12 protein-coding genes are annotated in these 13,665 nt (G+C 67.1%); 2 read left to right on the top strand and 10 right to left on the bottom strand.

What is annotated here, in order from left to right:
• Positions 1–123 precede the first annotated feature (123 nt).
• The 4 genes from ACM6LR_RS23650 to ACM6LR_RS23635 all read right to left on the bottom strand — a co-directional run bounded on the left by ACM6LR_RS23650 (position 124) and on the right by ACM6LR_RS23635 (position 4,275).
• Entirely contained in the window at positions 124–900 is a 777-nt protein-coding gene (locus ACM6LR_RS23650; RefSeq protein ID WP_414942737.1) for a hypothetical protein, read from the bottom strand.
• A gap of 208 nt (positions 901–1,108) precedes the next feature.
• Complete coding sequence (locus tag ACM6LR_RS23645) at positions 1,109–1,267, bottom strand: hypothetical protein (protein WP_414942736.1); 159 nt, start codon at positions 1,265–1,267, stop codon at positions 1,109–1,111.
• A 468-nt stretch (positions 1,268–1,735) separates the two neighbouring features.
• Entirely contained in the window at positions 1,736–2,773 is a 1,038-nt protein-coding gene (locus ACM6LR_RS23640; protein ID WP_414942735.1) for a sugar ABC transporter substrate-binding protein, read from the bottom strand.
• Between the two features lie 176 nt (positions 2,774–2,949).
• The gene (locus tag ACM6LR_RS23635; protein WP_414944504.1) at positions 2,950–4,275 is read right to left on the bottom strand and encodes a hypothetical protein; all 1,326 of its coding nucleotides are present in this window, start codon (positions 4,273–4,275) and stop codon (positions 2,950–2,952) included.
• A gap of 917 nt (positions 4,276–5,192) precedes the next feature.
• On the opposite strand from ACM6LR_RS23635, the gene ACM6LR_RS23630 reads away from it, so the two are divergent.
• Positions 5,193–5,942, top strand: coding sequence for a calcium-binding protein (locus ACM6LR_RS23630; protein ID WP_414944503.1), 750 nt, complete (start codon positions 5,193–5,195; stop codon positions 5,940–5,942).
• A gap of 384 nt (positions 5,943–6,326) precedes the next feature.
• Here ACM6LR_RS23630 and ACM6LR_RS23625 read toward each other — a convergent pair whose 3' ends face one another.
• The 3 genes from ACM6LR_RS23625 to ACM6LR_RS23615 form a co-directional block, all read right to left on the bottom strand.
• Positions 6,327–6,809, bottom strand: coding sequence for a hypothetical protein (locus ACM6LR_RS23625; RefSeq protein ID WP_414944502.1), 483 nt, complete (start codon positions 6,807–6,809; stop codon positions 6,327–6,329).
• A gap of 115 nt (positions 6,810–6,924) precedes the next feature.
• Positions 6,925–7,419 (bottom strand): hypothetical protein, encoded by a 495-nt coding sequence (locus tag ACM6LR_RS23620; RefSeq protein WP_414942731.1) that lies wholly within the window; start codon positions 7,417–7,419, stop codon positions 6,925–6,927.
• Positions 7,420–7,508: 89 nt separating this feature from the next.
• On the bottom strand, positions 7,509–7,901 hold the full coding sequence (locus ACM6LR_RS23615) for a hypothetical protein (RefSeq protein ID WP_414942730.1): 393 nt from the start codon (positions 7,899–7,901) through the stop codon (positions 7,509–7,511).
• A 615-nt stretch (positions 7,902–8,516) separates the two neighbouring features.
• On the opposite strand from ACM6LR_RS23615, the gene ACM6LR_RS23610 reads away from it, so the two are divergent.
• Positions 8,517–8,951, top strand: a complete 435-nt coding sequence (locus tag ACM6LR_RS23610) for an ATP-binding protein (RefSeq protein WP_414942765.1) — start codon at positions 8,517–8,519, stop codon at positions 8,949–8,951.
• Between the two features lie 82 nt (positions 8,952–9,033).
• On the opposite strand, the gene ACM6LR_RS23605 is transcribed toward ACM6LR_RS23610, so the two are convergent.
• Genes ACM6LR_RS23605 through ACM6LR_RS23595 form a run of 3 tightly spaced genes read right to left on the bottom strand, consistent with a single transcriptional unit; the run spans position 9,034 to position 13,173 of the window.
• A complete protein-coding gene (locus ACM6LR_RS23605; RefSeq protein ID WP_414942729.1) occupies positions 9,034–9,669 on the bottom strand; it encodes a response regulator in 636 nt (211 codons plus the stop codon).
• Positions 9,666–10,700 carry a sensor histidine kinase gene (locus ACM6LR_RS23600; RefSeq protein WP_414944501.1) on the bottom strand — a complete coding sequence of 345 codons (1,035 nt, stop codon included), beginning with the start codon at positions 10,698–10,700 and terminating at the stop codon, positions 9,666–9,668. The genes ACM6LR_RS23605 and ACM6LR_RS23600 overlap by 4 nt, the downstream gene beginning before the upstream one ends.
• A 16-nt stretch (positions 10,701–10,716) precedes the next feature.
• A complete protein-coding gene (locus ACM6LR_RS23595) occupies positions 10,717–13,173 on the bottom strand; it encodes an alpha/beta fold hydrolase (RefSeq protein WP_414944500.1) in 2,457 nt (818 codons plus the stop codon).
• Between the last annotated feature and the right edge of the window lie 492 nt (positions 13,174–13,665).

The following is a 13,665-nucleotide window of genomic DNA, read 5'->3' as shown; positions in this document are numbered from 1 at the left end:
GACGAGGCCAGATACTACGGATGTCCAAGTGGCGTCGACGACTCCGCACCGAAGGTGTCACCGACGTGCTCTACGGAGCCCGTGAATTTCTCGGGAGGCCCATTTCTCGGGAGGCCCGGAGCGTCAACCTGCCGGGATCCGCCGGGTTTCGACGAGCTTGGCGTTGTAGTGGGCACCGTTCACGACCGTAGTCTCGACGAGTACCTCGAAATGCTTCATCTTCTTCATCCTGCGGAGAAACTTCCGGTCTCCGAGCTTCTCCGCGGCGGCCGCGGTGCCATGTTCCCAGCACCCCGCCACGATGACGATCTCCGACGTATCCGGAGCCAGCGGGTTCGGCGTCCGGATGATCAAGGCATAGTCACTGACCGGATAGCCTGACTCGTCGTATCGCGGTGCCAACACGCGGCCGGTGCTCACATCGCGCACCACAGCCGCCGCGTGCTCCGGATCTTCGGCGAAAGCGAAGGAGACCACTCCGTTCAGCTTCGCCAACATCGTCCTCGTCACAGCATTCGCCACCGGCCCACCAATCAGGACCAGGTCCGAACTCAGCTCACGCGGCGACAACTGCTTCGACTCCGCGATCCTTCCAGCGAAGCCCAGCTTGCGAAGCTGGGCCTCGATTTCCACCAGCGCCCCGATATCCCCCATGCCCACCACACCGGCTCTGGCCCACCGCCGCTGCTGCCCGAAGTCATGAGCCCCCAAGACGATCAACGGGTGACGGCCCCCCAACGCCCGCCAGAACCTCCGCGCGCGGACCAGCCTGAGGCGCCGTCTCACAGTCGTCGACAACCAGACCAGCACACCCCCGATGGCCGCCGCGATCAGATTGCTGGAGATATCGGGCAACGCTTGGACCAGCCAACCGCCGACCCCTCCGACAGCCAGCCTCATACTCAGCCACCCCTCATCGAAGCGATCCCCTCCCCCAGTCGCGCTCGGCCCGCATCCTGTTACCGCCGGTTCGACTGTGGGCCAAAGTGCTGCCGTCTGCGTGCGACAGCGGCGCAGGTCCTCTGGTGGCGGTCAGGGACTCGTCATCACGACCGCCTCGGACACCGAGATCGGGTCCGTCGTCCACTGGTTTCGGTGCTCGACGTACCTAATAGGTGATCGCCAGCGCGACAGCTACCAGTCCGGCGATCAGGCCGTCTCTGGCTGCGGAGTCCAGCCCCGCAGGGGAACGTGACGTCAAGACGACCACCCTCGCTCCGGCGGTGAGCACCACCAGCGCAACCGTCCACCGGTTCCACGTGGTCACGCTCCGGCTCCTCAGCTTCGCGGCGGGGAGAGCGAGGCAGACAACGCAATCCGCGGCGGCGTGATCCTGAGCGAGAAGAGTAGTTGCGTGGTCGGTCGCGTGAGGAACGTCAGCAACTTCTTCGAACCCGAGCAGGACCGGTGGACAGAACCGTCGCGTTCTCCTGGCAACTAGCGATATATTCGAATGTGAGTACTCATACGCGAATGACACGATCCTGGCGTTGATCTCCGGTGTGCTCGGCCTCACGATCGGCCTGTGACAACCTAGTGTCGCGTGATCCTGCAGGTCTTACCCGTGATCAGACGGCGATCTCCGGAGATCGCCGTCCAATCACGCGTAACCGCCGTCTGATCACGCGAGATCGCCGTCCGAGGAACAAAACCCAACATCAAGCAGGCAGGATCACGCGACACTAGTCTTCACTCGGTAGGCCGACGTAACAAGCGACTCCCCTGAAAGCAACCGCTATTTTGTTTCGTGGACTTCCGGGTCCAGGATGGTGCGTTTCGTTGTCTTGCGGCGCTTGTGCATCTTCTCCAGGACATCGACGACACTCTCGGCAAGGCGATGAGAGTCCTGGACGACGGTGGCTCGCAGGGGGCTCGTGCCGGCGTCGATCAGGGTCCGCGCCTCGATGGTTCCGTCAACGCCGATGACCACGGTGTCCGTCGTGACAAAGGAGTTGATCGCTCGGAGGGCGTCGACAGCGCCTAGCGCCATCTCGTCGTTGGTGCAGAACACGGCATCCAGACGATCTTGCCGCGAGTCGAGCAGTCGAGTGTGGGACAGCACGGCGTCGTAGGCGCGTGCGCGATGGAAGGCGCAGGTGTCGTTGACGGTGATCGAAACGCCGGGCAACTCGGCCTGCAAGACAGCCGTGCACTGGCTTTGCCGGGCCTGATGTTGCCCGCTGGCCACGATCAGCACGTGTGCTCGCTGTCTGTCGCCCTTGCGCAGGTGTGCCACCAGCCAGCGGCCCGCGAGAGTTCCGAGGTCTGAACTGAGGTAGCCGACGAAGGCGGCGTTGCTTGGGTATTGATTCTCGTCGTCGAACGGTTCGATGTCGGTGAAGACCACCGGCAAGGTCAGTTCGGAGCAGAAGTCGACCAGATCCGGCCGGAGACGGTCTACTTCGGTCGCGACGATGACCCCGCCGAGGTAGCTGTGGCGCGTGGCCAAGATCCTTCGAAAGTGATGCGCCTGTGCGGCGGAGTCGTAATCCCGGTCGGGCACCTTCAGCACCAGGTCGATGTTGTCGCGGTCCAGCGTGCGGTGCAGGCGTTGCACGAAGCCCGCCAGCCAGTACTTCTGCCTGAAGGCCGACGTCACGATGAATGCCCGACGTGTGCGTCTGGTCCACAGCACCCGCCGCAGAAGTGGAGCTGCGGCCAGCACGCCCGCGACCAGAAGAGTCCACGCTGGCACCTTCGCGATCAGCACATCGCTACGGAGCATCGCGAGAACCCCGGCGAGAACGAGACCACCGGTGACCGTGGTCAGCACGGCGAACCGTATCGGAGTGCGATCGCGGTCCGGCATCTTCATCGTGGGTCCTCCCGGCCGGGTGCCAGAGAACAGAGGCGTGGCGGTGGTCGTACGGCAACAACGGTGGGACAGGTTTGCCGACGGCGACATCCCCGGTGTTGCCGGTGATGTCGCCTTCGGTTCGAGATCATTGGTCAGCAGGTGCAGACGCCGCCGTTGTTGACTCCGGCGACGCCGTTGCCGCCAGCGAGGCCACTGGCGCCGGACGGGGTGGTGATGGTGTCCGCCCCGTCGTTGATGGTCCCGGAGTTCCCGAGACCGCCGGCACCCGCGGCACCGCCGATGCCACCAGGACCACCAGGACCACTGCAACCAGTGCCACCATTACCGCCGACGGCACCATTGCCGCCCTTGCCACCGGTCGCGGTGATGACGTCGACACCGGTTCCGCCGGTGAGGGTGCCGGAGTTCCCGATCCCACCGGCACCACCCGCACCGCCGACGCCACCGGCGCCACCGGGCTGAACAGAGGCGGACCCGTTGCCGCCCTTGCCACCGACACCACCGTTACCGCCGACCCCGCCATTGGACTTCACCGTGTCGGCACCGGCACCACCACCGATGGTCCCGGAATTCCCGACACCACCCGCTCCACCGGCACCACCGACACCACCAGCGCCACCGCCCTGACCGCAGCCGGCGACACCACCGGCCGCGCCGGTACCACCGGCACCACCGTTGGCGGTGACGTTGTCGAGCCCGGGATCGACGAGATCATCGTTATAGGCTCCCGAGTTCCCGACACCACCGGCCGCACCCGCGCCACCGATACCCCCGGCACCCGCACCCCCGGCGACACCACCACCGTTACCACCAAGTCCACCAAGACCGCCGTTACCGCCCCTGCCCGCGGTGAGGACGACGGTGTCGTTGCCGACGCCGCCGGTGACAGTCCCGGCGTTACCGGCACCACCGATCCCGCCGACACCACCATTCCCACCGGCGCCACCGGCACCGCTGGCGAAGCCCGCCCCGCCCTGGCCGCCGTTCCCGCCGTTGCCTCCCGCACCACCGAGGACAGTGACGCTGTCCGCGCCGTCACCGGCGTTGATGACACCGGTCGCCCCCACCCCGGACCCGCCGACGTTCCCGGCCCCGCCGTTGCCACCCGCGGTACCCGCGGGAGTGCCCGCGTTACCGGCCGCACCCGGAGAACCGTTGGCGCCCAGGGCCCCGGCGACGCCGGTCACCCTGATCGTGTCGTTACCGGCAAGACCATTCACGGTCCCGTTCACCGCCCCACCGGTGATGGTGATGATGTTGTTCCCCGCGGTGCCGTCCAGCACCTGACCGGCGGGAATCCCGGCGGTGCAAGTGAAGTTGGCGCCGCTTTGGGTACATCCCGGCGGGAGCGCCCACGCCTGCGAGGGAACCGCGAGAGCGAACCCGGCCGCGGTGCCCAAACCGATCACGGCCCGGCCGACCCGGCCTGCCGTACTGATGCGTGTTGTCGATCTCATGATCAACCTTCCAAGGGATAAAAGGAATCCGGGACTGATGCCACGAACCTGCGAGGTGGTGTGATGACCGGAAGTCTGGGGCCACTGCCCAATGCCGTTTTTGAAAGGCACCGGACCAACCGACACCCTCGACACGACCGACCCTTCGCCCCTTCACCAGGGTTTGCAAGCGCAACCGTGGCCAGTCACCCATACGCGACCAAACCCCACGGATGCCAGCGATCGCGGCCTCGTCAGCCGTCGGCCATATCCGCCGCGAGGCGCCCTCTCACCCGCCGCATACAACACTTTCGCCGCACGTCAGGCTCGAAATCGAAGAATGAACCGACCGAACTCGTTTAGCCCCTCTCTTTATCCGGTGCATCTGCCGGCGTCCCGCGGAAGTGAGGTCGGTGGCGCCGTGTGCGGATCCGTTGTGTTCCGGGTCGAGGGCGGCGCCCAGGTAGCCGAGGCGCTGGCCGCGCGGTGTCGCACACGCGTCCCCAGGAGCGCCACCGGACGATCCGGAAGACCGAGGGTGGCCCAGAGGTGAAGCCTCGATTCCCTTATTTCACCAGGAATTCGCGAAATGATGTCGCGTCGAACTCCGTCAGCAGGCGAAGTCCGTCATGCCGAACTCGGCCGAGCCTGGACAACACAGTCTCGTGTCGACCCCGGACGGCGTGCGCCCATTCGGGGTACAGCCGTATCGGTTTCCGCGACCGCTGGAGTAAATTGCCTGTTGTACCCCTAGACCTCGGTGACGTGACATATCCGCGAAGATCGCGGTTCAAGATCACGAACCGAGGTTTTTTGTGCGAACGAGGCGAACGTCGACAATATATCCACGCAGCGGCGCACTGTTCGAACCACTCTATTCCGCCGGCGCACCGCGCCCGTGCGAGTCATCGCTCACTCTGTTTCGGGAAATGAAGATCATGAGATTTCATCAGAATCCGGTCCGCCGGGGAATCGTCGCCATGCTGGCCGGAACCCTCGCGGCCCCGGCCTTGTGGGTGGCTGCCCCGCTGACCGCCCACGCCGCCGTCAACTGCGTCGTCAGCGCCGGCGTGACCCAGACCAGTACGGTCGTGACCGGAAGTCCCGGCAACGACACGATCGACTGCGGCGGCACGAACCCCGCCAAGACGATCAACGGCAACGGCGGAAACGACACCATCACCGGCTCGGACTTCGACGACACGATCAACGGCGGCGACGGTAACGACACCATCACCGGCGGCACCGGTAACGACACCCTGAACGGCGGCCTTGGCATCGACACCATCTCCGGCAGCACGGGCAACGACACCCTCATCGGCGCTTCCAATGACGGCAGCCAGGACAGTCTCGACGGCGGTGACGGCATCGACACCTGCCAAGGTCCCGCGCCTGACCCCGACATTCACGCCAGCTGCGAGAACACGAGCACGCCGCCGACAACGGGGCCAGGCTCGGGTACGGGAAACGCGACCCAACTGTGCACCGCGACCGGCGGCGTTCTATCCCTCACCGTGAACCCGGTGGGCTACGTCTGCGTGTTCAACCCCCTCAACCCAGCCAACCGCCGCGTCCAGGAAGCCGGCGGCATCTGCGTCGGAGCAGGCGGAACGTTCGTGAACCTGCTTCCGCTGAGCTACAGCTGCCTCCTACCGGCCACGCCACAAGCCACCCACTCCATCCGTTGATCCAGTCACTTGACCCGGACAAACAGGGACGATGAGAACGGCCGCGCCTCGGGAACGGCGCGGCCGTTCGGCATTGGGGTGACGTTCGGATGCCGGTCTCGAGCGCGGAAGTAATACGGCCAGGATCACCCAGGCCGGTCCTCCGGTCGACGACCACTCACGAGGGTTGTCCGCCTTGTTTACAAGGCGGAATTACCAAGCTTTTTTCATGTCGCCGACACAGGCAGAATTATTCCTGCCCGGTGCTGGTGGGTGAACCGGCTACAGCTACCGGCAACCACGGTCGGGAAACACCAATCGCGTTGCGGTCCCCGACCGCTGGAGAGGCGTGGGCGGCTGGAGGTTTCCTCGACCGCGGCCGCTCAGGCGGTGGGGCCCAGGGGCTCAGTGCACGGGTTTGAAACGGGCGATCCAGGTGGTGTGGTAGGTCATGGCTTGGCAGCGAATGTCGGTATCTGCCTTGAGAGCAACGGCGTCGACCATTTTGTAGTGGTGATTGGTTTCGTTCGGGTCGAGCGTGGGCCGGTGGAGGGCCGCGCCGACGGTGGACAGTTCGATCTGGTCGTGGCAGTAGGCCTTGTCGGCGGGATTCGCGACGGTGTCGATCACGACATCCCCGGCGGAGACGGGTTGCAATTTGGCCTTCACGTTGGCGTGTGGGTTGGTGAGAGTCAAAGTGATGTACGCCTTCTCCCCGGGTAGCAGAACACCGACCTGAGTGCCGGGAACCGTGGCATGGGTGACGGCTTCCGGCGAGCCCGCCACTTCGGCCGCGGTGGTGTGCTGAACGAACGCGGCGAGCATGACAGCGCTGAGACCCACGGCGGTGATGACGAGTACAGGGGTGACCCTCCTGGTGCCAGTCATGGACTTTCTCCTTGCCTGGAGCCGGAACCTCCCGGCCGGGCGGCCGGGAGGCCAGTGGGTGCAGGTCCGCGCGACAATCACGAGCCCGTTGGCCTCCTGATTGTCGCCCTGGGGCTTAGCGGACGGCCTGGAACTGGGTGATCCAGGTGGTGTGGTAGGTCATGGCCTGGCAGCGAATGTCGGTGTCGGGCTTGAGTGTCACGGCGTCGGTCAGTTTGTAGGGGAAGTTGGCTTCGCTTACCGCCAGGGTCGGCTGCAGTGGGTCCGCGCCCGCGGTGGACAGTTCGAGTTGGCCTTGGCAGTAGGGCTTGTCGGTCTCGTTCGCGACGGTGTCGATCACGACCTGGCCCGCGGTGACGGACACCAGTTTGATCTTCACGTTGGCGTTCGGGTTGGACAGCGTCAAGATGACGTATCCCTTTTCCCCTGGCAGCAGGACACCGGTTTGCGCGCCGGTCACGGTGGCGGGAGACATCGCCTCGGCCGAGCCGGACACTCCGCCCGCGGTGCTGTCCTGGACGAACGACGCGATCGCGAAGCCACTGAGACCGAAAACCGTGCCGGCGACGGCGACGACGATGACAGGCTTGGCTCTCTTGGTGATGCGCATGGTGATTCTCCTTCTAGAGGTGGAAACCGTGGCCGGGAGGCCGCATGGGTGGGGCAGGTCGCACCGGCCGGGGTGGGTGGCCCGATGTGTCAGGGCCGGGTCAGCGGTTCCGACTCGCTTGGGCCGGGTGGTTCGTCGACCGGTGTGGTGCCGGACGGTGTAGGTGTGGCCGGTGTCGTCTCGGGTGCGGCCGGAGTGCCCGGCTGATCCGGAAGAGGTCCGGGGTATGCCGTCGTGGTCTCGGTCGCCGCTGGTGCCGTGGCCGTGGTTTGGGTCGGTGCCCAGGTTCCGGTGGTGCCGTCGATCGACACTGTCACCATGATCCGGTCGAACCCGGCTGCCCCCGCCACACCGACCGCGGCTCCCGGGTAGCCGAGTTCGACGGCGACGGTCAGGGCAAGGACCGTGCCCCGCCGAAGGGCACGCCGACGACCACGATCGTTCGGTGGGGGACTTGCGAACCGCTGGCCCGTTGTAGGCATGATGGGTCGTTCTTCCTCGCTGGAATTCCGGGCCGAGTTGATTCGGCTGTCCGTGGAAAAGTGAAATTCGCACCCTCGCCACATCATGGGGGTGGCAAACCGGCGTGCGGCGATGCCTCGCAGAGTCGCGTTCACCGATTGTTGAAGCTGGCGGCTACCCATTCAGTGTCTCGATCATTACCGAGCAGGTGAATCCGTGTGCCGTCACCATGAAGTCGACCACATCAGCCCTCTTGTTACACATTCTTGATTAGCACTGCTGAAGCGTTATAAATCGTCGAAGTCGCGCAGGGAGCACCAACACGCTGCAGCAGCAGCGGATCATCGAAAACAGGTGCCGGACCGGGTCGGATCGTGCCGCTATTACCGAAATAGGACCTGCGGCCGTGATCGACCACATCGATAAAAGACGAAACGCACGAGAACGGGGTTTCCGAACGAACGCCGCGGCTCCGATGGGAGGAAGCTTATTTGCCTCCGACGGTGAGGCGCCATCGAAGGCGATCTCGAACGCATTCGACGCGGAGTTCGCCATGGGTCGAAGGTGTTCCTTCGACCAGGTGAGGGCTCGAAACGATCGGTGCTGCTGCGGTGACATCGGGGTTTGGCGTTCGAATGCGAGGGAATGCGATCTGTATGCCTGAACAAAAGCCCGGCGGGTATGCCGGATCGTGGGGTCTGGATTTGCGCGGAACACAGTCCACGGAGCTGCACCAAGTGCGTCACTGGATGTCCCGGACACTGCGGGACCTCGACAAGGATCAGCTGGTTGATGTGCTCATGGTCGCGGACGAACTACTCGCCAACGCCTACGAGCACACGTCCGGCCCGTCGTGTATGCGGCTGGCCTACCGGCCGGTACCGTGCCGGGTAGTTGTCGAGGTCTACGATCTTTCCCCTGCTCAGCCGGTGGTTCGACACCCGGCTGGCCTGGTTCCGCATGGCCGGGGAATGCAGCTGGTGGACGAGTGTTCCGACGCTTGGGGGACACCGGATGATCCCCGCACCGGCGGGAAGACGGTGTGGGCCCGGATTGCCTGCAACCCTTGACCGGGTGCTCACTCCTCCCTGGTCGGCTCCCCCTCGTCGTCGATGACGTCGATGACGGCGGCGGTGACCGCGGTGACACCGGTCAGCCGGCATTGCCGGTCTCCCACACCCATGCCGCGATCGCGACGCGGTTGCGGGCGCCGGTTTTGCGCTGGATGTTCGCGAGGTGGGTTTTGACCGTGCCGGGTGTGATGAACAGTTCGGCGGCGACCTCGGCGTTGGTTCTGGCTCGGGCGACGAGTCGGGCCACTGCCAGCTCGCGTTCGGTCAACACGTCGCCGTCGGGGGATCGCTGCTGGGTGAGGTGGCGTAGCAACCGCAGGGTCAGCTGTGGGCTGACCAGCATGTCCCCGGCGGCGGCCGCCCGCACGCCCTCGATCAGCAGCGCGGGGCCAGACCGCTTCAGCACGAAGCCGCACGCGCCGTTCCGTAGTGCCGCGTACACGTACTCGTCCAGTTCGAACGTCGTGATCACGACGACGCGCATCGGGTCGGGCGCGTCCGGTCCGGCGAGTTCCCGGGCCACGGCGAGCCCGTCGCGGCGGGGCATCCGGATGTCGGCGAGCACCACGTCGGGGCGCAGGACCCTGGCCCGCTCGACGGCCGCGACACCGTCCGCCGCCTCGCCGACCACACGCAGGTCCGGCGCCGACTCGAGGATGCGCCGCAGGTTGTGCCGCACCATTTCCTGGTCGTCGGCGATCAGTACCCGGATCACGTCGGCACCACGGCACGCACCGTCCAGCCGCTCGGGTGCGTCGGCCCGGCAGTGAGCGAGCCGTCCAGCGCGGTGACCCATTCGCTCAGCCCGGCCAGGCCGGTGCCGCCGTCGCGGCGCTGCTTCCGTGGGCGGGTGGTGCCGTCGTCGGCGACCTCGACTGCCACGTCGGTGCCGGCACGGGCGACCTTGACCAGCACGGTGGTCGCGGTCGGCGCGTGCCTGCGCACGTTGGTGAGCGCCTCGACCACCACGCGGTGCACGGTCGCCACGATCTCCGGGCGCGGTGTGCCCAGGTCGGCGATCACACAGGTGACCGTCGCGCGGCTGGTGTGCGCGAACCGCGTCACGACCTCGTGCACCTCGTCGAGGGTCGCGGCGTTGTCCACCGGCCCGTCTGTGGCGGAACGGAGCAGCCGCAACGCGCGGTCCATCGCGGCGAGCCCACGGGTAGCGGCCTCCTCGATCTGGTGGAGGGTGTGGGCCTGGTCCGCCTCGTGGAGCTGCCCGGCCTGGGAGGCGAGCACGATCCCGGTCATCTCGTGGGCGAGCCAGTCATGCAGATCCCGCGCCAGGCGAAGCCGCTGTTCCCGCCGGGCGGTGGCGACCGATCTGTCGCGTTCTCGGTCCAGTGACCGCAGGTAGGCGCCGATCCCGACGACCGAGGTGGCCGCCAGCGTCCACACGGCGCAGAGGGCGACTATCTCGACCGGCGGGGAAGGCGGAGTGAGCCACAGGCCGATCCGGAGCGGGGAACTGCCGACCGCGACGATCCCGAACACGGCCATGGCGATCGCGATGCGCGCCACTGGTCTGCGCACGACCTGGACGAGCACGCACAGTTGCCCGACGGTCTCCACCAGGAGCCAGGCGGCGCTGGCGTTGTCGCCGGGACCGCGGTAGGCGGCGGTGACCACGACGGACAGTCCGAAAGCGACGATTGCCCCGTGCACCAGGTAGCGGGGCCACCGGAAGGCGCCGCCGACGGCGGTCGTCGCGGCGACCGCCGTCGAAAGCACGAGCGGGACCACGGATGCGTATCCTCCCCTACCGCGCCGCGCACAGCGCGGTGTCCACGGCTTCGAGCATTCCGTCCGACTGGGCGCGGGTGGCAGGCGACGTGGTGATCACGATACTGACCTGGCGACCGTCGGCGGTGGCGCCTTCGCGGGTTTGGTAGCCGAGGCCACTGCCGCCGTGCGTCCAGTACTCGCCGCCGCAGGACAGCGGCACCCGCATGAGTCCGAGCCCGTAGGCCGCACCAGGGATGAGGTCCGCGGGCACCGTCCGGCGCATCTCGGCGGACTGCGCGGGCGGCAGCAGCCGTCCGGCCAGCAGCGCGGCGAAGAACGTGTTCAGGTCGGACAGGGTGGACACCGCCTCGCCGCCCGCCCACACCAGCGACGGGTTGAGCACCGTGACGTCGATCCGGCGGCCGGTGTCGCTGATCCGGCCGTCACCGTCCAGGTGCGCGTATCCGCGGGCGTGCCTGCCCGGCAACGTCGCCCGATCGCCGGGCAGCGTCGTGTCCCGCATCCCCAGCGGACGCAGGATCCGGTTCTCGATTTCGGTGGCGTACGGGCGGCCGGTGACTTTCTCGATGATCATGCCGGCGACCACGTAGTTGGTGGTCGTGTAGTGGAACTCGGTGCCGGGCACGGACAACCGGGGCCGTGTGACGGCGTCGGCGACCAGTTCATCCGGGGTGTGGTGGTCGAACCGGTGGCGTGGGTAGCCGCCGGGCCCGAACACCGCGGAGTCGAAGTCCGGCAGGCCGCTGGTGTGCTGGAGCAGCTGGCGGATCGTGATGTCCCGGCCGTCGTTGCCGGTGGCACGTAACAATCCTGGCAGGTACCGCTCGACCGGGGTATCCAGCTCGACGCGGCGTTCCGCGACCAGTTGCAGGACCACGGTCGCCACGAACGTTTTGGTGTTGCTGAAGACCCGGACCCGGTCGCCTGCCAGCATCGGCCTGCCGGTGGCGAGGTCGGCCACCCCGCTCTGGAACCGGACCACCCCGGCGGAGTCGCGGATCTCGGCGGCCGCACCCGGCGCCCCCTCGACACCGGTGAGATGCTCGAGGTCCCCGGCCAGCGCGGCATGCCTGCTCGGGCACGTCAGGTCCGGTGGACGGGCACCACGGGTGAGGAAGTCGGTGCCGATCCGCTGTGCACACGCGTTGCCACCGAACAGGTAGGCGGCGTGCCCTCCCTTGTCGACGCCGACGAGCCGGGCCCGGTCGCCGTACTGGCGGCGCAGCGCGGTCGCGGCGCCATGGGTGGTCGCCGGGTCGCGGAGGTTGTTGACCAGCAGGATGTTCGACCGGCCCCGCGGGTTGGCGCGGATCGGCTGGTCGATCGGGTCGCTCGCCCAGAACGCGCACGGCACGATCGCGGCGCCGGCCCCGCCGGTCAAGGGGTACCGGCGGGCATCGACCGCTGCCTGCGCGGCGTAGGTCGCGGCGTTCCGGGAAAACGTGCCATCGGCACAGAACACCCCCAGCTCGCCGGAGGCGTCGTTGTCGTCGTCGTACCAGACCCCGAGCTGGTCCCCGACTTCGGCGGTGGCCGCGGCGTCCCGGTCGCGGGCGGCCACCAGCATGCGCGCGGCGAGCGGGAACGTGTCGTCGTCGTACAGGCTCGCGAACAGAGTGATGCGCAGATGGCTGCCGGTCAGCATGCCGCTGGGCGTGGGGAGTGGGGCCTGGTCGAGCCGCCGCACCAGGTCGAGGTACTCGTGCTGCAGCTCGGCACGGTCGCGCCCGAGGAAGGCGGCGAAGTCGCCGAACCGGACCTCGACCCCGGTGGTCATGCTTTCGCGGAAGGTGCCCCGCCACGCGGCGGTCGGGTCGACGTTGCTGTCGAGCAGCATGCGGTCGACCCGCCTGGGGAACATGCTGTCGTACGCGACGCCGAGATAGGTGCCGTAGGAGACGCCGAGGAAGCTGACGCGCTCCTCCCCGAGCGCGGCCCGGATCCGATCCACGTCCCTCGCGACGTTGGCGGTGCCCAGGAACGGCATGCGTGCCTGACCGGCGCACTTCTGGGCGATCCGGCGGGCACGCTGCCGCATCGCGGGTTCGCCGCCCGGGAGCGGCCACGGAAAGGTGAACTGCTCCGACGGCTCGAGTCCACACCGGACGGGTGCGCTGGCGCCGAAGCCGCGCTGGTCGAAGCTCACGATGTCGTAGGCGTCGAGCACGCTCCTGGGCACCAGCTCGTGGATGGTCGCGGTGTCGGCGAGATGCGGGCCCGGCCCACCCTGGTTCATGACCAGCACACCCCGGCGCAGGTCCAGGCGGGTGCTACGGAGCCGGGAGACGTGGACACCGAGCCGCTCACCTCCCGGGTTCCGGTAGTCGAGCGGCACGTCCACGATCGCGCACTCAGCCGGCCCTTCGAAAGGGCAGTCGCCCCAGGACAGGCCGACGGTGGCGGCGGCGGGCACGGGCAGTGCCGCTGCGGCGCTGACCGCGACCGCGAGAACGGTAAAGATCTTTCGCATACGTTCGATGGTGCTGTTCCCGGCCGGTCGGCGGTATCTGCCGATCGGCAGATACCCGTCAAAGACACGCGCTCGGCGCGATCGACCGCATGCGAACGGACAACTTCTCGCCGCAGTGGCCGTGTCTGGATGAGACCGTGTCCAGGTCCGGCGAGTTTGCGCCGTACGGATCCGAGTCCGAATCGGACGGTCATGTGTCTCGTTTCCTGCTTCGCTTCTGTGTTTCAGATCAAATCGTTCACATGTGTCGCGTTGGGTTGGTCAGCGGGACTGATCGTTCAGGCTGACTTGCGCTGGTCGCGCGGATCGAGCGCGATCGCCTGATGTATCGACGGAGCAGCAAGGTGACTGGTCAGACTGGTGCCCAGCCGGTGGGCGGGGAGCGTGCGGAGCAGTCGCTCAGCACGGTCCGCCTGGAGGACCTGGCCGTGTCGGTGTGAGGCCGGTGGTGTCAGCGCTTCAGGCTGCGGTAGGCGCGTTGTTGGCAACTTC

Source organism: Amycolatopsis sp. cmx-11-32, from assembly GCF_047608695.1.
Lineage (GTDB): Bacteria > Actinomycetota > Actinomycetes > Mycobacteriales > Pseudonocardiaceae > Amycolatopsis.
This window is presented reverse-complemented; position numbering and strand designations above follow the sequence as displayed.